Below are 19,858 nucleotides of genomic sequence, written 5' to 3' on the forward strand. Positions count from 1 at the left end.
GGGTCAGGCCGTCTGGGTGGCGAGCCAGCTCCTGAAGCCGGCCTTGCCCAGGCGCGGCGTCGCGCCCTTGGAGGGCACCAGCGTCGCGTCGTCCAGCGCGGCGCCGAAGTACAGCGCGCCGGGATCGGCCTTCACATGGCGCGGATCGCGCTTCGCATCCAGCCACGTCGCGACCAGCTCGTGCAGGCGGAACTGCTCGGGGCCGGCGATCTCCTGCGTGCCGTCGAGGGGCTGGCCCACGGCGGCGTCGAACATCGCGTCGGCCACGTCGTCCGACGCGATCGGCTGGATCATCGCGGTGGACAGGCGAACCTGATCGCCTTCGGTCGACGACTGCGCGATGCCGGCGCAGAACTCGAAGAACTGCGTCGAGTGCACGATGGTGTAGGGCATGCCGGAGGCCTTGATCAGGTCCTCCTGTGCCTGCTTGGCGCGGAAGTAGCCGCTGGCCTGCAGGCGGTCGGTGCCCACCACCGACAGCGCGACGTGGTGCTTGACGCCGGCCTTGGCCTCGGCGGCCAGCAGGTTGCGGCCCGAGGTGGTGAAGAAGGTCATCACGGCGTCGTCCGCGAACGAGGGCGAGTTGGCGACGTCCACGACGACGGTGGCGCCGGCGAGCGCGGCATCGAGGCCCTCGCCGGTGATCGTGTTCACGCCGGTGTTGGGCGATCCGACGACGACCTCGTGGCCGGCGGCTTTCAGGCGCGCGACGAGCTTCGAACCGATCAGGCCGGTTCCGCCGATGACGACAACTTTCATTTCAAGACTCCTGCGGGTGGAAGGCGGGGGAGGGTCGCGGAGGACCCGCCGCTACGGACAAGACGGAATGGCCGCCCCGGATGTGACATCCCGGACGCGCGAAGGTCTCTCAGCGATCCGGCGCCACCGTCTTCACGAGCTTGCTTGCCCCATCGTGCGGCGATGGCAGGTGCGATATCTTCGACCCATGCGCCGACGCCCAGCTTCCCGTCTTCTCGTCCTCGACTCTGAGGAGCGTCTACTGCTCTTTCGCTTCGTCCACACCGACGACGCCATTGCAGGACGCGCGTACTGGGCGACTCCTGGAGGCGGCGTGGAGTCGGACGAGACCTTTGAGCAGGCGGCCATTCGCGAGCTGCACGAAGAGGTCGGGCTGGTGGTCGAGGATGCGGGGCCTCAAGTGGGGCGGCGCGTTTTCCCATTGACCTTGCCGGATGGGGAGGTCGTCGAGGCCGACGAGCGGTTCTTCATCGTGAGAGTCAAGGACCACGTCGTGCGTGACGACCTGCGGACAGCCATGGAGCAGCGGATGATCGTGGAGCACCGCTGGTGGACGATGGAGGAACTCCGGTCGACGCAGCAGACGGTGTGGCCGAAGGACGTCGCGGAGATGCTTCAGGGTGTCGTCAACGCGGAGCGTCCACGAGCTCCTGCCGGTCGATGACCACGCTGGTGCTTCTTCCCGGAATGGATGGCACTGGAACCTTGTTCGGGCCGCTCATCAAGGCGTTGCCGAATACGTTGCCGTTCAAAGTGGTGGCATACCCTCCCGACATCCCTGCTGGATACGATGCCCTTCGGGACTTTGCCGAGGCCGCTCTTCCAGTGGACGACCAAGTCATTCCGCTGGGCGAATCCTTCTCCGGTCCTATCGCCATATCGCTGGCGGCGAAGCATCCGAATCGAATCAAGGGCGTCATCCTTTGCTGTACCTTCGCGCGCAGTCCCCGTCCCAGTCTTTCGGCGCTCGAGTTCCTTGTGGCAATGGCGCCGATCAAGCAACTGCCCATCGTCTTCGCCTCCGCGGCGCTGTTGGGACGACATGCAACGCCCGAGCTGCGGACCGCATTGCGTGGTGCGCTTGCGATGGTCCCGGCTGCTGTCATCCGCGAAAGACTGAAGGCCGTGATGTCTGTCGACGTTTCGGCAGACTTGGCAAAGGTCTCGGCCCCGATTCTCTATTTGCGCGCGACAGAAGATCGCCTGGTGCCAAAGCACGCGAGCGACATCATCAAGCGTCTTCAACCCTCAACGAACGTCGTGGAGATCGTCGGGCCGCATTGCCTGCTGCAAGCCGCGCCCGTCATTTGCGCTGCGGCCGTTCAGGACTTCATGCGCTCATGGGGCCGGTTGTGAAGCGTCACAGCTGATCGCCCTTCAGCGTCTTGATCCGGTCCTTCGTTTCGCCGACGTCGCAGCGACTCCGCAGGCGGCGAAGCTCGCCAATTCATCTCACGAATACGAACACATGATTGCCAACGTCCTGAAGACGACCTGCTGCGTGCTCGTCCTTTGCCATGCCGCGTTCTCCTTCGCGGCTCCAGCAGCCAACCCTGTCACTGGTGAGCCGGTGCGCGTCGAGTTTCGCGGGGCAGGCCGTTGCGATCGTTGGACTCCGCCGCAGCAAGTTGAGCAACCAGAATGGCGCGGACGCGTCGTGATCCAGGTGAACGCCCAACTGCAAGGCGGCCGCGTGAAGGAAGTGGACATGCGCGTTCTTGAAGGGCCGGCCGATCTTCCGAGGCCAGTGAGACGCGCTCTGATGAATAGCGTCATGGGGACGATCGCCGATTGGCGTTGCGAATCCAGTGCCCGGCTGGACGTGCTTCTCACATTTGAGCGATGAGTCCTTGCGGCAGCGTATCCGCCTTGCGATCGCTCCTGAGCGGATCAGCACCAAACTTGAGCGCTCGAGGCGAGCCATGATGACCGGCGCTTCCTACACTGGAAGCGTCTTCCATCAGGAGTGTTCATGTTCAATCACATCGTCATCGGCACCAACGACATCGAGCGCTCGCAGCGTTTCTACGACCAGGTCCTGGGCGTGCTCGGCGCGGGCGGCGCGATGCCGCACCAGGCCAGGTCGGGCCATCGGCGGCTGTTCTACCGCCACGACGGCGGCACGCTCGGCATCTCGCAGCCGATCAACAACGAGCCCGCGACCTGCTCCAACGGCGGCACCATCGCCTTCCGATGCGTGTCGCCGGAGCAGGTCCATGCCTTCCACGACACGGCCGTCGCGAATGGCGGCGTCTCGATCGAAGAGCCACCCGGCCTGCGTGTCGATTCGCTCGGCCAGTTCTATCTGGCCTATGTCCGCGACCCGGATGGCAACAAGCTGTGCGCCGTCCATCGCGTGAACCCGGCATCTTGAGCGCCGCACGCGCCAGCGCGGCGCTGGCCTCCGGCGCCGGACTCGCACGAAGCCTGCATGTCCGGCCCGGTCTGGGCGTGGCCGCCCATGTGATGCAGGGAGAGGGCCTGGAGATCGTGCGCATCCGCGTCGAACGGCCGGCCGTGATCCTCGTCGATCGGGGCATCAAGTCGGTCAAGGCCGCGCGCGGGGGCGCGATCCGGGCCTTGCCTGGCCAGATGCTGCTGCTGGCCGGCGGGCAGACTGTCGACTTCCACAACCGCGTCACCGACGGCGAGCGCTATGAAGCACGCTGGCTGATGTTTGGCGGGACGGTGCTGGACGATCCCTTCTACCTCGCCACCGCGCAGCGCGTGTCGGCCGCGGACGCAGCCATGCCGCCGACGGCCGTGCTGCGGCGCGTGTCGAGCGGACTGGCCGACGCCTTCGAGCGCGCGCGGTGCGGCCTGGCGCCGGACCCGTCGCGGCCGGAGTCGGTGGTGCGCCAGCAGTTGCTGGAAGTGGCGCACTGGCTGCTCGCGCAAGGGCTGGTCTTGCGCGTCCCACCCGACGACGCGAAAGTCTCGGGGCAGATCCGGGCGATGTTGTCGTCGCAGCTCGATGGGGACTGGGACTCGGGGACCATCGCGAGGGCGCTGGCGATGTCGGAGGCCACGTTGCGGCGCCGCCTCGCGGCCGAGGGCGTCACGCTGCGGGAGCTGATCGCCGATGTGCGCATGGCCTCGGCATTGGTGCTGCTGCAGGCCACGTCGCGGCCGGTATCCGAGATCGCCTCGAAGGTCGGGTACGAATCGCCATCACGGTTCGCGGTGCGCTTCCGCGATCGCTTCGGCTTCGCGCCGACCGCGGTGCGGGGACATGCGAGGGGCCTGTGAGGAAGGACGAGCCCCCGTCGCTCATTCCGTTGACTGCCCGCCGACTCAACGCCCGTCGTCCGCCGCGGCCTGCCGGGCTCTCGCGCGCCGTTTGAGGAAGACCTCGATCTCCTTGATCGACTGCAGATCGCCGCGCTCCCGGGCGACCTCCAGGCCGTGTCGCCACGCGGCTTCAGCTTCCTCTCCGCGGTCCAGCCGCTCAAGCGCCTTGCCGAGCAGCTTCCATGCCGCCGAGTACGCCGGATCCAGCCGCGTGGCCTCTCGCAGATGCAGTTCGGCGGCATCGAACTGCTCTTCGCGCAGCAGCGCCTGGCCCAGGCCGTAGCGCAGCATGGCGCCATCGCGGCCACTGGCCAGCAAGCGCTCGAGGTTCGCTCGCAGGTTGGGCGGCGCCGCAGGTGCGGAGTCGTCTTGAACGTTCGTCATGGCGGGAGCATGGCGCATCGCGGAGATGGCCCCGCGCACGGCCGGCAATTGCCTTGAGAACTGAAAGGGGATGCTCGCCGTTTGAATATGGATTGGCGGCACTCGCATCGCTCGCTGTCGAACGCAGAATGTATGGATCTTGTGTTCGGGGAAGGGAAAGAATGAAGAATTTCAGATGCGTTATGGCTGCGGCCGCGCTGGTACTGATGTGCACGCTGCCAAAGGCTGCACAGCACAACATCAGTGAAGTCTCCGAAGCGATCCTTCCGACACCGTTGGTCGCGGAGTACACCTGCGGTCTTTACACGGAAGCCTTGATGCGTCCGGAGTTCCTGAGCCGATGGTCGTGGGAGCTGCAGAAATCGTCGAACAGGCAGCTTGCAGTCCGGGAGGCTCTGACGGAGTACTCGGGGCTGATGAGGTCCTTCTGTCGGGCCATTCAGGACGCCTTCAAAGGCAAGGACCACGTTGTTTCAGACACCTACGGGTGGCAAATTCCGTCCTTTGATGGCCGTGCTCCGGCCTTGGAGGACCGAGAGGTGATGGCTTGGCTCAAAAGAGAAAACGTGTTTCTTCAACGAGCCGTTGTGCTGCACGAGATCTATGGAGTGGCGGGGCTGCTGGCGCCTGACCTGATAGCTCCCCGCGGGTCGATCCGCGTGACCGATGAAGAGTTCCACGAGGTCAGGAGAATCTCGGAGGGGCTCCTGGCAAATCGAGAGCGAGAAGATCTGATCATCCTTCTGCAAGACAGGGGGTTCAGTCTTGTGGTTCCGAAAGAGTTTGATCTGGACGCATGGCGGAACGAGGAGAAGGCATCGTGCGCCGAAGCCCGCCGATTTGGATTCCGTCTGTCAGGTTTCAATGGCACTGCCAACGATTTGACCCGGCGTGAAGTGCAGCGCGTTGTCTCCAAGGAGATCCTTGAGCGGTATCGGATGTTTTTTGCTTCACCGCCCGAGGTCCCCGACCAACGGAGCCCTATGCAAGCCCGTTAAAGGGTCAAATACCGTCGGCATAAGACTGGTTGGAGCGCATAGGAGGAAGACCGATGCTCACGAGGTTGAGCTCGCAACAGTGCCTGCCTCTTCGGTGGGATCGACTACCCAGTCTGCGGGAGACGATGGACGCGGGACGACGGACCGGTGAGAGGGCATGCTCAGTTGAAAAGGTAGAGGCGTATCTTCTGTTAGTTGCCTCTCAACTGCTATTCGGGAATGCAAGACGCTGCCGCCTTACCAAGCGCTGAAGATCTCCTTTGAGTTTGAACTACCCGAGTCGTCGTCCCAAGTAAATCGGACCTTCAACTTTGGTGGACTTCCCCAGGCCGCAATTGCCGTCAAGCTTACCCCCGTGTTGCGGTTCAAGCAGCTCGTGCTCAAAGTCAATGCCCCCCGCAAGGGGAATTGAAGTGTGATCTGGCGAGAAAGGCCCATGTGCTCAGCTCACTTGGTTTGCGGGTCAGCAACTTCGACATCGCGGGTCATGTGCTTGTTCTTGATGTCGTTCGCTGAACTTTCGATGTTGGGAAAAACCGTGCTCTCTGTGATGTTCAGCAACCTTAGGTCCCTTAGGATTTCCGCCTTGTCCTTAATCGTGATGCGTTGAACGCGGATATCCGTTGATCCTTCTTCGTTGAAGCTTGCCTCGTTGCCGAACAGCAGGAAGGCTCCGGACTGTGAAGTAATGCGATCATTACTATGTTTGCCCCTCACGCAGATCACGGAGTGGAGGTGAGTCGGGTTAATGCGCGCTTCGAAGTAGGACTTCTCTGCTTTGATGAAATGCAGGAGCTTTTCCGATTCCTGGTGGCGATTGAACTCCAAACTGTGCTGGTTGCGTTCACTATCAGACTGGAGAGTTTTGTACTTGTTCAAGCGCTTATCGATGAGCTGACGGTCTGTGATATTTCCGTTACCCGTGGTGAGAGGCCCCGGGGCTGCTACTGTCCCGCTGGTTCGCCGTGGTGTTCTCTCTCTCGTGGCGCTGAGTCTAGCGGCTAGGTGGATGGCGTCGTCTTGTCGCTACCCTCTGACAGCGGGAACACCCTCTTCGGCACAACATGCAGGTGAGATATCTGGCACTGTGCGGACTCTCAGAGCGTCCTAAGATGGCTCAAAGGCGGCTGGCGTCGTTGACGATAAACTCGCGCAGCTCCGGATACTCGGGCGGCAGAAGCTCTTTGACCGATGAGAACGGCAGGCGCTCGAATGCACGCTCCCAGAAGCGGATCGCGTTCAGGTCGTCGCGAAACACGCCGATCAGCCACGGTTCTTCAGAAGCCAGGACGGTTTGGCGAGCTACCTCCGAAGCGATACCGCGTCCGCGGAACTTAGGCAGGACGTAAACATCGGCGAACTTCTTGATCGTCGTTTCCTCCAGTTGCTGGAGGCTCTCGACGAACAGTCCGGCAAGGTTTCCCTCGTAGCGGATGAGATAGCCTTTCTGCAACGCGTCAGCGTCGCCCAGGTGGCTGAGAAATTCGAACAAGGAGTTGAACCGGCCGTTGGCATCGATGTCTTCATGAGACCAGGCCGATGATTCCAGCTCGTAGAACTGCCAGAGGTTGTCCAGCAGTGGTCCATCCGCTGGCGATACTGCCGTGAGAGTGACGGGAGAGTTCATCCGCGAGTTGTACCCGAATGGCACCCAGGAAGGACATCAGTCACTGAGGACCGATGCTGCTTATTGAAGGCTACACGCCGGACCAGTTTCTTGAACTGCTCATCGGTGGCCACCTTATGTTGGGAACCATGACCGAAACCGATCCCGCCTGGTATGACCTCCGCAATGCGCTTCATGCCCAGGACTACGAGCGGTCCGTCGCTCTCGTGGAGGCCCGACCCGAGTTGATCCATCTCACGAATGGCATCGGCGAAACGGTGCTTCACTTTCTCGCCGTGGAGAACGATCAAGCGGCGGTCTCCTGGCTCCATGCGCGCGGAGCGGATATCAACACCAGGAACTCATTTGGCGAGCCAATCCTGTTCGAGGTCGCGGCGCTTGGCTATAAGGAGCTCTTCGTCTGGCTCGTGACTGCGGGCGCTGACCCATTCGCTGTGGGATCCGACGGGCAGGGCCTGGTCGATTACCTGTCCGAGTTCGAGAAGGACGAGATGGCCACTTGGGCTTGCTCCCAGATTCCCGGACTCTGATCGACGTCTCCACGTCTCCACGCCTTCACCGCCCCGACTTGTCCTCCTTGTCGAGCCACACCGCCAGCCCTTGTGCATTGAGCTCGACATCCATCGCCAGCAGCGCGGCCACGCGCGTCGGCGCCATCGGCTCGGTCAGGTGCTCCGCGGCGCGGCGCTGGAACAGCGCCAGCAGCTCGCGCTTGAGCGCCGCGTGCCGGTCCGGCGCATCCTTCAAGCGCCGCGCGATCGCCGCCATCTCGTCGATCTGCGCCACCAGCAGCGCCGCCAGGCGCTCCACATCGGCCGCGTCCTCGCCGATGCGGCTGTAGTGCGTCAGGTACATCCGCGTCGGATGGACGGCCATCATCCGCGCGATCGATGCGCGCAGCGCGTCCGGGTCGAACTGCACCGGCGTGCTGGTCGGCATGATCCAGGCGCCGCGCACGGGATCGTCGAACTCGCGGTACGACAGGCCGAAGGTATCCCCCGTGAACCAGCCGCCGCTGACCTCGTCCCAGATGCAGTGGTGATGCCGCGCATGCCCCGGCGTGTCGATCAACCGCAGCGTGCGGCCGCCCAGCGCGATGCGCTGCTCGTCGCTGCTCGCCTGCGTGCGCGACTCCGGCACGCCGACCAGCTCGCCGTAGGAGCGGCGCATCTCTTCCTCGCCATACACGGCCAGCGCGCCCGCCCACAGCGCCGACGGATCGACCATGTGCCGCAGCCCGCGCGGATGCACCAGCAGCGTCGCCGCCGGCAGCGCCGCCATCAACGGACCCACGCCGCCGGCGTGGTCCAGGTGCACGTGGGTCGGGATGACCCAATCCACCGCGTCGCGCGCCAGGCCCAGCACCTCCAGCGCACCCAGCAGCCGCGGCAGCGCGTGTCGCGTGCCGGTGTCGATGAAGGCCGCGCGGCCGCCGTCGACGATCAGGAAGGCCGCATCGAAGTGGTCGCGCTGGAAGGCCGTGTCGATGGCGTAGATGCCGTGGCCGAGCGGTTCCAGATAAGCGGGCAGGGCGGTCGAGGCGCTCAAGGGAGTCTCCTGGATGGCGTTCTTAGAATGGTCCGCAGATTACGCGATGCCGCCGTCCGGCGCCGTCGCCCGCATGTCACCGCAAAGGAAGCCGCCATGGCCGTTCGCGAGATTCTCAAGATGGGCGATCCCCGCCTGCTGCGCCACGCCCAGCCGGTCCAGGCCTTCGACACCCCCGAGCTGAAGTCGCTGCTCGAGGACATGTTCGACACGATGAAGGCCGCCAACGGCGCGGGCCTGGCCGCGCCGCAGATCGGCGTGGACCTGCAGGTCGTCGTCTTCGGCTTCCAGCGCAACGAGCGCTACCCCGACGCGCCGCCGGTGCCGATGACGGTGCTCATCAACCCGGTCATCGAGCCGCTCTCGGACGCCATGGAGGACGGCTGGGAAGGTTGCCTGTCCGTGCCCGGGCTGCGCGGCGTCGTGCCGCGCCTGAGCCGCATCCGCTATCGCGGCGTCGACGAGCACGGCCAGCCCATCGACCGCGAGGCCGAGGGTTTCCACGCCCGCGTCGTCCAGCACGAGTGCGATCACCTCGTCGGGACGCTGTATCCGATGCGGATCAAGGACTTCAGCCGCTTCGGCTTCACCGAGATCCTTTTCCCCGGCCTGGACCCGAACACAGACGATTAACAGGGCGTCAAGTTGTAAGCAGGCGTGCACCGCGGCGTCGGCGGCGCGTTAAGAAACGATCGCGGCACTCCGCGCCCCGCATGCCGCCGGCTTCCGGCGGAGGTTTCCAGCCATGACCCACACCTTGAACCGTTCCCCGATGCCGCGCTGGCTGGCGGCCACGGCCTTGCTGCTGATCGCGCTGGCGGCCCTGCTCGCGCACGGGCCGGCGCTGGCCGATCCGCCCGCGCGCGCGGGGCGCCTCGCCGAGGTGAGCGGCACCGTCTGGCTTTACGACGCCGAAGAGCGCGAATGGGTGCAGATGCAGCGCAATCAGACCATCGGCGACGGCGACCGCCTGCGCGCCGATGACGGCGGCGGCGCCACCATCACCATCGGCGCCTCGACGCTGTGGGTGGACCAGCGCAGCGAAATCGAGTTCAACGCGCTGAACGACAACCGCGTGGCGGTGCAGATCGCCAAGGGCTCGGTGGGCGTGCGGCTGCGCGGCCAGGATTCGGCGGACGAATGGACGCTGCGCACGCTGGAGGGCCGTTTCGCGTTCGAACGCGAGGGCCTGTACCGCGTCACGCAACTCGACCGCGGCAGCGAGGCGCAGGCCTGGCAGGGCAAGTTGCGGTTCGAATCGCGGGCGACCGATGCGCAGCCGGTCTGGCTCACGACCAATGAGCAGGCCGAGTTCTGGTGGGACAACGGTCCGCGCACCGAGCGCCAGCCGCTGCGCCAGGACGGCTTCGCGCGCCTGATGCTGGAGGACAGCCGCGACACGGTGCAGCCGCTGGTCGGCAGCGGCACGCCGGTGCCCTATGTGTCGCCCGAGATGACCGGTTCCGAGGACCTCGCACGCTACGGCGCCTGGGAGCAGAGCACCGACTACGGCGCCGTGTGGGTGCCGACCGTCGTGGTGTCGGACTGGGCGCCATATCGCTACGGCCGCTGGATGTGGAGTTCGCGCTGGGGCTGGACCTGGGTCGACGACATGCCCTGGGGCTTCGCGCCGTTCCACTACGGCCGCTGGGCTTACTGGCGCGACCGCTGGTGCTGGGTGCCGGGGCCGTACGTGCGCCGTCCGGCGTACGCGCCGGCGCTGGTGGGCTGGGTGGGGCCGTCGGTCTCGGTGGGGGTCGTCATCGGCGGCCGCCGTCCGCCGCCGCCGCGCTACGGCGCCTGGGTGCCGCTGGCGCCGCGGGAGGCCTGGATCCCGTCCTACCGCCACAGCCCCGAATACTGGCGCCGCGTGAATCCCAATCCCCTTCTGGCCACCGCCGTGCGGCCCGGCGAGCGCCCGCCGGTCTACCGGCATGAGCGCGAGCATGGCTCGCTCTTCACGCAGCGGCCAGTGGCCGGACCGCTGCCGACCGCCGCGCTGCAGCCGCAGCGCTCGTGGCCGCCGCGGCCCGGCAATCAGACGGAAGGCCGCCCCGATGGCCGGCCGTTCATCGACCGCAATGGCGATGGCAAGCCGGACGGACGCAATGAGGGCCGCCCCTTCTTCGACCGGAACCACGACGGCCGGCCGGACGGCGTTGGCGAGGCTCGGCCCGGCGAGAACCGCCCGGTGCGCGGCGTGATCCGGCCGGAGCCCGAGGCCACGGCCGTGCGTCCGCAGCCGCCGCAGATGCCGCAGACGCCTGCCGTGACGCCTCAGCCCGCGGCGCCATCTCGCGGACCCGATGCGCAGCGTCCGTCGGAACGCCGCGAGGGCGACCGCGACGGCTGGCGACAGCGCTCCCCGGAGAACGCCGATCGAGGCGACCGCGGCGATCGTGGTGATCGCGGTGACTGGTTCCATCGCGGCCGCGATGGCCAGCGGGACGGCCAACGCGATGGCCAGCGCGACCGGCAGGACGCGGTGCGCGTCGCGCCGCCGGTGCAGCCGCGCGTGGAGCAGCCCCGCATCGAGGCGCCCCGCCCGGAACAGCCGCGCTTCGAGGCGCCCAGAGCCGAGCAGCCGCGCTTCGAGCGTCCGCAGCCGCGGATCGAGGCCCCGCGCGCCGAGCCGCCCCGCATCGAGGCGCCTCGGCCGATGCCGATGCCGCAGCCGCGGATGGAAGCGCCCCGCGCGGAACCGGCGCGTCCGGCGGCGCCTCGCGCCGAGCCGCCCCGTGTCGAGCCGCCGCGAAGCCGCGGCGATGGTCCGCCGCGGCAGCAGGAACGCTGAAGCGCCGGATGCCGCCTCAGCGCGCGGCGCGGCTCAATCGACCCTGAACGACACGCCGGTGACGAACAGCGTGTCGTTCTTCTTCAGCCCTTCGCCGGGATTGCTGTCGTAGCGGTGCTGCACGGTGGCCGTGAGGCTGAGCCGCTTGGTCATCGCCACCGACACGCCGCCATCGAAGGTGGCGCGGAACTCGCCGCTGTTGCGCAGATCCGGCAGGTAGGCCAGGCGCTGCTTGAGCGTGGTGTTGTCGGAGATCTTGTGATTCGACTCCTCGGCCAGCAGCAACTCGATGTTGCCGTACTTGCTGCGGGTGACGCCGTCGACGATCTCGGGCTCCACATAGCGCTCACGCGTGTAGCCCAGACCGCCGGAGACATCCCAGGTCAGGTCGTCGCGCTTGATGAGGTGATAACCGGCGCCCGCGCCGACGGAGAGCCGCGAGGACAGATTGGCCGGCTCGTCCTTCAGGGCGTCGAACTGGCCGAAGCCGAACACCCGGTCGTTGAGGTCGCGCTGGTAGTGCGTCCCGAACGCATAGCGCTGTTCGGAGTCGGCGTCGTTGTTCTTGACGTAGAGCGCACGGCCGTTGACGGTGAGCTTGTCGGACGTGGTGGCCTTCACGGCTTCGCCGCTCAGGTTGATCGTCGTCGAATCGCTGTTGCCGGATGACACACTGGCGCCCGCGGTGAGCAGGGCGCGCCACTCTCCGTCGGTCTTGACGGTGACCTGCGCAAAGGCCAGGACGGGGAGGGCAGTCAGGCAGGCGGCGGCGAGGAGGCGCGTCGGCGGCATGTCGGTTCCTTTCGGACGAGTGAACATGCCCCGGGCTGGCAACCTCCGGTCCTGTCGTGTTTCCGACTGTGAGCGCGCGGGCGCTCGCGGCCTCAGCCCACCGCCGGCAGCACCGTGCCGATGCACGGCCCGAAGCCGATCGCGCGGCGGCCGGGCGCCTCGCAGCGGCCGGCCAGCGCGACGCTGTCCCCGTCCTGCAGGAACACGCGTTGCTCCCCATTGGGGAGCGTGATCGGCTGCTTGCCGCCTTGCGTGAGTTCGAGCAGCGAGCCGCCCTGGTCCGCTGCCGGGCCGGACATGGTGCCCGATCCGAACAGATCGCCCGGCTGCAGGTTGCAGCCGTTGCTCGCGTGGTGCGTCAGCATCTGTGCGACGGTCCAGTACGCATCGGCGAAGTCGGATTGCATCAGCTTCACCGGCGCGACGCCTTCATCGCGCATCGCGCGCGTCTGCAGATGGACTTCCAGCGTGATGGCGATCGCGCCGCGCTCGCGGTTGGCGTCGCCATCCAGGTAGGGCAGCGGCTGCGGATCCCCCTGCGGCCGCGTGAACGCGCGGCGGAACGGCGCGAGCGCCTCCATCGTGATCACCCAGGGCGACAGCGTCGTCGCGAAGCTCTTCGACAGGAAGGGCCCCAGCGGCTGGTACTCCCAGGCCTGGATGTCGCGGGCCGACCAGTCGTTCAGCAGCACCAGGCCGAACAGGTGCTGCTCGGCCTCGCTGATCGCGATCGGATGGCCCTGCGCGTTGCCGGTGCCGACCAGCGCGCCCACTTCCAGTTCGTAGTCGAGCCGCTTGATCGGACCGACGGCCGGCGTCTCGGCATCGGGCGCCCTGGTCTGCCCGACCGGACGGCGGAAGGTCTGCCCGCTGACGCCGATCGACGAGACCCGCCCGTGATAGCCGATGGGCACCCACTTGTAGTTCGGCAGCAGTGGGTTGTCCGGACGGAAGAGCTTGCCCACCGTCGTCGCGTGATGGATGCCGGCATAGAAGTCGGTGTAGTCGCCGATGCGGCACGGCAGCGTCATCTCGACATCGGTCATCGGCGTCAGCGCCTGCGTGAGCAGCGTCGACTGCTTCGGCCCCGCGTCGGCGTTCAGCGCGGCGACGAGCTCATGGCGCAGTTGCCGGCGCAGCGCCGGTCCGATGGCCATCAGCGGATTCAGCCCGAGGCCCTCGCAGGTGCGCAGCACGGCGCCCATCGATTCGGACAGCGCGCCCAGCTCCGCCGCGGCGATCAGGTCCAGCACCTGGTCGCCGATGGCCGTGCCCGGCCGGAACGAGCCGGTGGCGCCGGCGGCCCGGAACATGCCCAGCGGCAGGTTCTGGATCGGGAAGTCGGTGTCCGGCGTGTTGGCGGACGCGACCCAGCTGCGCAGCGCGGGGTCGTGGGTGTGGTCGAGGTCGGCGAGGGCGGTCATGGGATCTGCTTTCATTGTTCTGATCATCGATGGAGCGGGCGCGGCAAGCCGGATGCCGCCGTGGCGTCAGGCCGGCTTGAACTTGTCCTTCAGCGCGCCCCAGCAGGCGGCGTAGTCCGTGTCGAGCGCGCCGCCTCGCAGCGCCCATTCGGACGGCCGGAAGCGCCAGCGGCTCTCGAACATGAAGGCCAGCGTGTGATCGAGCTTCTGCGGCGTCAGCGCGCGCGTGCTGGCGGCCTCGAAGGCGTCGGCATCGGGGCCGTGCGGCACCAGGCAGTTGTGCAGGCTCGCGCCGCCGGGACGGAAGCCTTCGGGCTTGGCGTCGTACTGGCCGTGGATCAGGCCCATGAACTCGCTCATCACGTTGCGGTGGTACCAGGGCGGACGGAAGGTGTCCTCCTGCACCAGCCAGCGCGGCGGGAAAATCACGAAGTCGCAGTTGGCCGTGCCCGCGGTGTCGCTCGGCGAGGTCAGCACGGTGAAGATCGACGGATCCGGATGATCGAAACTGATCGAGCCGATCGTCATGAAATGCTGGGTGTCGTACTTCAGCGGCGTCAGGTTGCCGTGCCACGCGACGACGTTGAACGGCGTGACCGCCTGCTCGTTGCGCCACAGCGCGCCGCCGGTCTTGCGGATCACCTCATGGGGCGCGCCATCCGCTTCATGCGCGGCGACCGGGGCGAGGAAGTCCCGCGGATTCGCCAGGCCGTTGGAACCGATCGGACCCAGCTCCGGCAGGCGGAAGGCGGCGCCATAGTTCTCGCAGACGTAGCCGCGGGCCGCGCCGTCATGCGCGTCGACGCGGAAGTTCACGCCGCGCGGGATCAGCGCGATCTCGCCAGGGATCACGTCGAGCAGGCCCATCTCGGTGGTCAGGCGCAGGCCACCCTGCTGCGGCACGATCAGCATCTCGCCATCGGCGTTCATCAGCGCGCGGCGCGTCATCGGACGGTTGAACGCATAGACCAGCGCGGCCATGCCGGTCTGCGCATCGGGATCGCCGTTGCTGACCACGGTCTTCAAACCGTCGACGAAGTCGACACCCGGCTGGTCATCAGGCATCGGGAACGGATGCCAGCGCAGCGGGTCCGGCGGCGACGCGACACCGCCCGCGGCGCCACTCGTCCAGAACGGCTGCTCGTAGGCATGGAATGCGCCCGTCACCACGGACGGCTGGCGTCTGTAGAGCCAGGTGCGGCGGTTCTCGACCCGCGGCGCGGTGAAGGCGCTGCCGGACAGCAGCTCCGGATACAAGTCCATCGGCGCCCGCTGCGGGCTGTTGCGGCCTCGGGGCAACGCGCCGGGCACGGCCTCGGTCTCGAACTGGTTGCCGAAACCGCCCTGGTAGCGGAGCGTCGCGGCCTGGGCCGCGTCCACGTCCGCGGGCTCGGCAGGGCGGAGGGTCTCTGGTGCGTTCATGCTGGTCCTCGTGGGGAAGCGGAGCCCGGGATCAGGGCCCCGGCGGAAGTGGCGGGAAGGGCGCGGGCCGCGGCGGACAGCGCTTCAAGCAGCACCTCCTGGCGGCCGATGTGATTGGCAAGCAGCAGGATCAGCCGCGCATTGAAGGCGTGACTCTCCGCGGGCTCGAGGCCCCGATGCGCGGCAAGCAGCGCTTCGTAGAAATCGTCGCCGGCGTCGAAGTGGGGGGCGGTGATCAGGGACATGCGGGCACCTCCTCGAGGACGGCCTCCCGCGCCAGCGCGCGGCGCATGGCGGCCTCGATGTCGGCCTGCGTCGGATGATGAAGACGGGCGCAGACATGCTGATCCGGACGCAGCAGAACCACAAGACCCGGCTCGGCGGCGTAGCGGGCTCGGACCAGGCCTTGCGGGTCGACGGCGTCGTCGATGGGGACGAGCACGGGCACGTTCCACTGCGGGAGGCCAGGCGCGGGCTCTCCACGGGGCGTGGGGGATCCCTCCTGGACCCCCAAGCCCCATTCCGGCCCCACGGAGACTCGCTGCCCTCGGCCTGCGGAGGACGGGGCGTCGAAGATCAATGCGGTGAACCGGCCGGGGCGCATCTGGCGCAGCAGCCAGTCGTCGCGGCCATCCAGGCGGATCGGCGCGTCGGCGGCGACAGCGCCGTATGTCGTCGTCGGGACGGAGAGGCGGCCGCTGTTGACGAGACGGCGCGCGAAATCGAAATCGCGCGCGAGCGTCAGCGTCGCATCACGGAAGAGACGGCTGACCTCGCTCTTGGGCGTGATGAAGTCCGTCGAACGCGTCGAGTTCAGGATGTTCTCGTCGGCAGCGATCTCACGTTCGCGCGCGTAGCTGTCGAGCAGCGCGTCCGGCGCGCGGCCCTGCACGACCGCCGCCAGCTTCCACGCCAGGTTGTCCGCGTCCTGGATGCCAGAGTTGGCGCCCCGCGCGCCGAACGGCGAGACGCCATGCGCGGCATCGCCGGCGAACACAATCCGCCCATGCCGGAAACGGTCCATGCGCATGCAGGCAAAGGTGTAGACACTCGCCCAGACCAGCTCGATCTCCGGCACCTGGCCATCGCCGCCCGCGGCGATCGAGGCCTCGCGCATCAGCGTGCGCACGCGCGGCAGGATGCGCGCCGGCTGCTTCTCCAGCTCGGGATCGGCATCCCAGCCGAGCTGGAAATCAATGCGCCAGACACCGTCGGGCTGGCGGTGCAGCAGCACGCTCTGGCCCGGATGGAAGGGCGGGTCGAACCAGAACCAGCGCTCGGCCGGGAAGGGTGCGTTCATGCGCACATCGGCGATCAGGAACCGGTCCTTGAAGGTCCTGCCGTGGCTCTCCTGGCCGATCAGGCGCCGCAGCGTCGAGCGCGAACCATCGCAGGCGACGACGTGATCCGCCCGCACGGCGTACGGACCCTCGGGAGTGTCGATGTGGAGCATGACCGCGTCGCCGTGTTGCTCCAGGCCGGTGACGCGGTGATGCCAGCGCAGGTCGATCAAGGGCAGCTCGAGCGCGCGTTCGACGAGGAATCCCTCGACGTAGTACTGCTGCAGGTTGACGAAGGCGGGACGCTGATGACCGGCCTCGGCGAGGAGATCGAAGCGGTAGACCTGCTCGTCGCGGAAGAAGACCCGGCCCACGCCCCACGAGACGCCCTTGTCGACGAGCCGCTGCCCGCAGCCGAGGCGGTCGAGGATCTCGAGCGTGCGCTTGGAGAAGCACAGCGCGCGCGAGCCGACCGAGAGCCGGCCATCGTCGTTGAGCAGCACCACGGGCACGCCCTGCAGCGCGAGATCGATCGCCGCCGTCAGCCCGACCGGCCCGGCCCCGACGACGACCACCGGATGGCGCGCCGGCTGGCCGCGCTCATGCGCATCCTGGTCCGGGCTGCGCCGGTGGGGATAGACGACGCGCTGATAGTCGACGCCGGACATGGCATCAGCCTTCGAGCGTCTGCCACATCTCCTGATCCCGCTCCGCGGTCCAGATGCGCGGATCGCGGTACTGCGTGACCTCGTCGTAGCAGCGGGTGACGTCGAAGGGCATGCAGTGGTCGAAGATGACCCAGTGGCCGTACTTCGCCTTCATCGCCGCATGGGTCGACTTGTAGACCGCGTTGAGATCCTTTCCCGCCGCGACCCCCGCCTTGACCGAGTCATGCAGATCCGCGATGAACGCCCGCGTCCCCGCGAGTCCCTGCGCGACCGATTCAGGCGTGGTCAGCGCGGCGCCGCGTCCCGGCACCAGCGCGGCCGGCTTCAACGCGGCGATGTTGTCCAGCGTCCGCGGCCAGTCCGCGAAGTAGGCGTCGCCCGCGTACGGCGTGGCGTCGAACTCGACCAGGTCGCCGGAGAAGAGGATCTTCTGCTCCGGCAGCCAGACCACCGTATCGCCCTTCGTGTGACCGCGGCCCAGCTGGATCAGCTGCACCTCCAGCTTGCCGAGCCACAGACTCATCCTTCCCTCGAAGGTGAGGGTGGGCCAGGTCAGGCCGGCGGGCACCGATTCGACATTGCGGAACAGCCGCGGGAATCGCCCGATCTCGCTGGCCTTGTCCTGCTCGCCGCGCTCGACGATGAGGTCGTAGGTGTCGCGGCTGGCGATGACGTGCTGCGGTTCATACGCCGAGGCGCCCAGCACGCGCACCGCGTGGTAGTGGCTCAGCACCACGTACTGGATGGGCTTGTCCGTGACCTCGCGGATGCGACGGATGACGTCCTGCGCCATCACCGGCGTGGCCTGCGTGTCGATGACCATCACCGCGTCGTCGCCGATGACGATGCCGGTGTTGGGATCGCCCTCGGCCGTGTAGGCATAGGCGTTGTCGCTGAGCTTGACGAAGGAGACCTGCTTCTCCTGGACGTCGGCGTGGCTGGCGAACTGCTTGGTCATGGCGTGTCCCGGGCGGTGGCGGAGTGGAGGGCGGCAACTGAGCGAATTCAGCAAAACCAAATCCGTTCGTTGAAAGCGAATATAGCCGGAGCGTGAAATTCGTTCAACAATGGCGAAATGAGCATCCAGGATATGACCGATGACGGATCCGGTTCCAATGACCGCGAGGACCGGCGGGGGATCCAGAGCATCGAGGTCGGCGGCCGGCTGCTGAAGGCCGCCGCGGCGCGCGGGCAGCCGCTGCCGCTGAAGGTGCTGTCGCAGGCGGCCGGGATGAGCCCGGCCAAGGCCCACCCCTATCTGGTGAGCTTCTGCAAGCTCGGCCTGATGCGGCAGGACCCCGCCACCGGCTATTACGGCCTGGGGCCGCTGGCGATGGAGATGGGCCTGATCGGCATCCAGCAGATCGATCCGATCCGGCTGGCGACGGCGCGGCTGGAGGCGCTCGCCGAGGAGATCGGCCACACGGTGGCGATCGCCGTGTGGGGCTCGCAGGGCGCGACGATCGTGCGCACCGCCGCGTCGCCCGCCGCCGTGTACGTGACGATGCGCCACGGGACGGTGGTGTCGCTGTCGGACACGGCCTCGGGGCCGCTGTTCGCGGCCTACCGCCCGGAGCCCGAGATCAAGGCGATGCTCGCCGAAGCGCGGCGCAAGGGGCCGACGGATCTCGCCCGCGTCGGGCGCCACGATCCGCCGCAGGAGCTGCCCGCCTGGCCGGCGTTCTCGCGCACGCTCGCGGACATCCGCGGCCGCGCGATGCATCGCTCGGTGGGCGGGATCGTCGAGGGCGTGAGCGCGCTGGCCGTGCCGGTCTTCGACAGCGACGCGCGGATGGCGCTGGCGCTGACGGCGATCGGACCCTCCGGCGCGTTCGACGCCGAATGGGACGGCGTGGTCGCGCGCGGCCTGACCGCCGCGGCCACCGCGCTGATGCGCGAGATCGGCGGCCGCTTCCCCGGCTGAGCGCCGGCGGCGCTCACGCCATGGCGCTCAGCAGCGCTCGCCCGCTCTGAGCCGGCCCAGGCAGCCGCGCTCGCTGGTCCGGTCCGTCTCCGGCCCCCAGAACGCTGGCACGTGGTTCCAGATCGGACCGCCCCAGGGCAAGTTCACGTTGCGATAGGTGCTGGTCACGTAGAGGTAGTCGGCCCGCGACGCCGCGAGCGCGGCCTGCATCTCCGCCCGCGTCGCGGAATGGATCAGCACCCAGGTCTTCACGTTCGACGAGGCCGCGAGCGATGGCAGCTCCCCGTTGATCCAGGCGCCCGATGCCACATGGTCGGCGTACGACGCCTCCTGCACGACGACGTGCTCCCCCGGCCGCGCCGCCCGGACGAAACACCCGTTGGCGCCGGGCCGGCCGGCGTTCCACACCAGCGTGCCGCCGCTTCCCGCCTCGTTGAGCAGCGCCCGCACCTTCGCCCATTTCGCCGGCGTGGCGGCACAGGCCTGCGCCTCGCTGACCGCCGGACCTTCATGCGGGGCCTCGGCGAAGAAGAAGCCATCGACCCCGCCCAAGGCGTTGCCATAAGCGCCCAGTTGCGCCGGAATGGCCTTGAAGCGCATCTGCCCGTCGTTGGTGCTGCCGTCGCCCCCGGTGGCCACGTAGCCGAGCACCTTGCCGCCCTGCGCGCGGATGCTGGCGACGACGGCCCTCCACTTGCCGGCCTGTTCCCGGTCGAGCCCCATCGCGCCGTCGTTCGGGTTGATGACGACCAGGCTGCCGGCGGGGATCTGTCCGTCGTAGGTGCCCGGGTCCTTGTCCCAGTACGCCAGCATGCCGAAGCCGCCCGGCGCCGCGTGGGCGCCCGTTCCGAGGCCGCAGGCGATCGCGGCGGCGATCGCCGCCAGGCGCGTTCGAGCGATGAAGCCGCTCGCGTGGATAGTCTGCATGGATCCTCCCGGGTGATGCG

22 protein-coding genes are annotated in these 19,858 nt (G+C 67.5%); 10 read left to right on the forward strand and 12 right to left on the reverse strand.

What is annotated here, in order from left to right:
- Positions 1-3: 3 nt before the first annotated feature.
- On the reverse strand, positions 4-759 hold the full coding sequence (locus ACEN96_RS09240) for an SDR family oxidoreductase (RefSeq protein WP_495587724.1): 756 nt from the start codon (positions 757-759) through the stop codon (positions 4-6).
- A 187-nt stretch (positions 760-946) separates the two neighbouring features.
- Between ACEN96_RS09240 and ACEN96_RS09245 the strand changes: the two genes are divergently transcribed.
- The 5 genes from ACEN96_RS09245 (at position 947) to ACEN96_RS09265 (ending at position 4,008) form a co-directional block, all read left to right on the forward strand.
- Entirely contained in the window at positions 947-1,423 is a 477-nt protein-coding gene (locus ACEN96_RS09245; protein ID WP_495587725.1) for an NUDIX hydrolase, read from the forward strand.
- Positions 1,420-2,115: an alpha/beta fold hydrolase gene (locus ACEN96_RS09250; protein WP_495587726.1), complete on the forward strand. Its 696-nt coding sequence runs from the start codon at positions 1,420-1,422 to the stop codon at positions 2,113-2,115. The genes ACEN96_RS09245 and ACEN96_RS09250 overlap by 4 nt, the downstream gene beginning before the upstream one ends.
- A gap of 112 nt (positions 2,116-2,227) precedes the next feature.
- Positions 2,228-2,605, forward strand: coding sequence for a hypothetical protein (locus tag ACEN96_RS09255; RefSeq protein ID WP_495587727.1), 378 nt, complete (start codon positions 2,228-2,230; stop codon positions 2,603-2,605).
- Between the two features lie 126 nt (positions 2,606-2,731).
- Complete coding sequence (locus ACEN96_RS09260; RefSeq protein ID WP_495587728.1) at positions 2,732-3,133, forward strand: VOC family protein; 402 nt, start codon at positions 2,732-2,734, stop codon at positions 3,131-3,133.
- Positions 3,130-4,008, forward strand: coding sequence for a helix-turn-helix transcriptional regulator (locus ACEN96_RS09265; protein WP_495587729.1), 879 nt, complete (start codon positions 3,130-3,132; stop codon positions 4,006-4,008). Before ACEN96_RS09260 ends, ACEN96_RS09265 begins: the two co-directional genes overlap by 4 nt.
- Positions 4,009-4,053: 45 nt before the next feature.
- Here ACEN96_RS09265 and ACEN96_RS09270 read toward each other — a convergent pair whose 3' ends face one another.
- Positions 4,054-4,434: a tetratricopeptide repeat protein gene (locus ACEN96_RS09270; RefSeq protein WP_495587730.1), complete on the reverse strand. Its 381-nt coding sequence runs from the start codon at positions 4,432-4,434 to the stop codon at positions 4,054-4,056.
- Between the two features lie 161 nt (positions 4,435-4,595).
- On the opposite strand from ACEN96_RS09270, the gene ACEN96_RS09275 reads away from it, so the two are divergent.
- Positions 4,596-5,432, forward strand: a complete 837-nt coding sequence (locus tag ACEN96_RS09275) for a hypothetical protein (protein WP_495587731.1) — start codon at positions 4,596-4,598, stop codon at positions 5,430-5,432.
- A gap of 447 nt (positions 5,433-5,879) precedes the next feature.
- Here ACEN96_RS09275 and ACEN96_RS09280 read toward each other — a convergent pair whose 3' ends face one another.
- Together ACEN96_RS09280 and ACEN96_RS09285 are read right to left on the reverse strand one after the other, a co-directional pair.
- The gene (locus ACEN96_RS09280; RefSeq protein ID WP_495587732.1) at positions 5,880-6,311 is read right to left on the reverse strand and encodes a hypothetical protein; all 432 of its coding nucleotides are present in this window, start codon (positions 6,309-6,311) and stop codon (positions 5,880-5,882) included.
- Positions 6,312-6,549: 238 nt separating this feature from the next.
- Positions 6,550-7,059 (reverse strand): GNAT family N-acetyltransferase, encoded by a 510-nt coding sequence (locus ACEN96_RS09285; RefSeq protein ID WP_495587733.1) that lies wholly within the window; start codon positions 7,057-7,059, stop codon positions 6,550-6,552.
- A 53-nt stretch (positions 7,060-7,112) separates the two neighbouring features.
- Here ACEN96_RS09285 and ACEN96_RS09290 point away from each other — a divergent pair, with 53 nt between their 5' ends.
- Entirely contained in the window at positions 7,113-7,589 is a 477-nt protein-coding gene (locus tag ACEN96_RS09290; protein WP_495587734.1) for an ankyrin repeat domain-containing protein, read from the forward strand.
- A gap of 25 nt (positions 7,590-7,614) precedes the next feature.
- Here the strand turns inward: ACEN96_RS09290 and ACEN96_RS09295 are convergent, their stop codons facing one another.
- Positions 7,615-8,607, reverse strand: coding sequence for an MBL fold metallo-hydrolase (locus ACEN96_RS09295; protein ID WP_495587735.1), 993 nt, complete (start codon positions 8,605-8,607; stop codon positions 7,615-7,617).
- Positions 8,608-8,703: 96 nt separating this feature from the next.
- Here ACEN96_RS09295 and def point away from each other — a divergent pair, with 96 nt between their 5' ends.
- Both def and ACEN96_RS09305 read left to right on the forward strand, forming a co-directional pair.
- Positions 8,704-9,240, forward strand: a complete 537-nt coding sequence (gene def / locus ACEN96_RS09300; protein WP_495587736.1) for a peptide deformylase — start codon at positions 8,704-8,706, stop codon at positions 9,238-9,240.
- Positions 9,241-9,352: 112 nt separating this feature from the next.
- Positions 9,353-11,401 (forward strand): DUF6600 domain-containing protein, encoded by a 2,049-nt coding sequence (locus ACEN96_RS09305; protein ID WP_495587737.1) that lies wholly within the window; start codon positions 9,353-9,355, stop codon positions 11,399-11,401.
- A gap of 33 nt (positions 11,402-11,434) precedes the next feature.
- Here the strand turns inward: ACEN96_RS09305 and ACEN96_RS09310 are convergent, their stop codons facing one another.
- From ACEN96_RS09310 to ACEN96_RS09335, 6 genes are all read right to left on the reverse strand, one after another.
- The gene (locus tag ACEN96_RS09310; RefSeq protein WP_495587738.1) at positions 11,435-12,193 is read right to left on the reverse strand and encodes a DUF481 domain-containing protein; all 759 of its coding nucleotides are present in this window, start codon (positions 12,191-12,193) and stop codon (positions 11,435-11,437) included.
- Between the two features lie 92 nt (positions 12,194-12,285).
- On the reverse strand, positions 12,286-13,617 hold the full coding sequence (gene fahA / locus ACEN96_RS09315; protein WP_495587739.1) for a fumarylacetoacetase: 1,332 nt from the start codon (positions 13,615-13,617) through the stop codon (positions 12,286-12,288).
- 66 nt (positions 13,618-13,683) lie between these two features.
- Positions 13,684-15,039 (reverse strand): homogentisate 1,2-dioxygenase, encoded by a 1,356-nt coding sequence (hmgA, locus tag ACEN96_RS09320; protein ID WP_495587740.1) that lies wholly within the window; start codon positions 15,037-15,039, stop codon positions 13,684-13,686.
- Complete coding sequence (locus ACEN96_RS09325) at positions 15,036-15,284, reverse strand: DUF2783 domain-containing protein (RefSeq protein WP_495587741.1); 249 nt, start codon at positions 15,282-15,284, stop codon at positions 15,036-15,038. Before ACEN96_RS09325 ends, hmgA begins: the two co-directional genes overlap by 4 nt.
- Positions 15,275-16,987 carry an FAD-dependent oxidoreductase gene (locus ACEN96_RS09330; RefSeq protein ID WP_495587742.1) on the reverse strand — a complete coding sequence of 571 codons (1,713 nt, stop codon included), beginning with the start codon at positions 16,985-16,987 and terminating at the stop codon, positions 15,275-15,277. Before ACEN96_RS09330 ends, ACEN96_RS09325 begins: the two co-directional genes overlap by 10 nt.
- A gap of 4 nt (positions 16,988-16,991) precedes the next feature.
- On the reverse strand, positions 16,992-17,945 hold the full coding sequence (locus tag ACEN96_RS09335; RefSeq protein ID WP_495587743.1) for an MBL fold metallo-hydrolase: 954 nt from the start codon (positions 17,943-17,945) through the stop codon (positions 16,992-16,994).
- Positions 17,946-18,062: 117 nt separating this feature from the next.
- Between ACEN96_RS09335 and ACEN96_RS09340 the strand changes: the two genes are divergently transcribed.
- The gene (locus ACEN96_RS09340) at positions 18,063-18,911 is read left to right on the forward strand and encodes an IclR family transcriptional regulator (RefSeq protein ID WP_495587744.1); all 849 of its coding nucleotides are present in this window, start codon (positions 18,063-18,065) and stop codon (positions 18,909-18,911) included.
- 27 nt (positions 18,912-18,938) lie between these two features.
- Here the strand turns inward: ACEN96_RS09340 and ACEN96_RS09345 are convergent, their stop codons facing one another.
- Entirely contained in the window at positions 18,939-19,838 is a 900-nt protein-coding gene (locus ACEN96_RS09345) for a spherulation-specific family 4 protein (protein ID WP_495587745.1), read from the reverse strand.
- Positions 19,839-19,858: the final 20 nt, after the last annotated feature.

The sequence above is a fragment of the Roseateles sp. Mitsp63 genome (assembly GCF_059491535.1).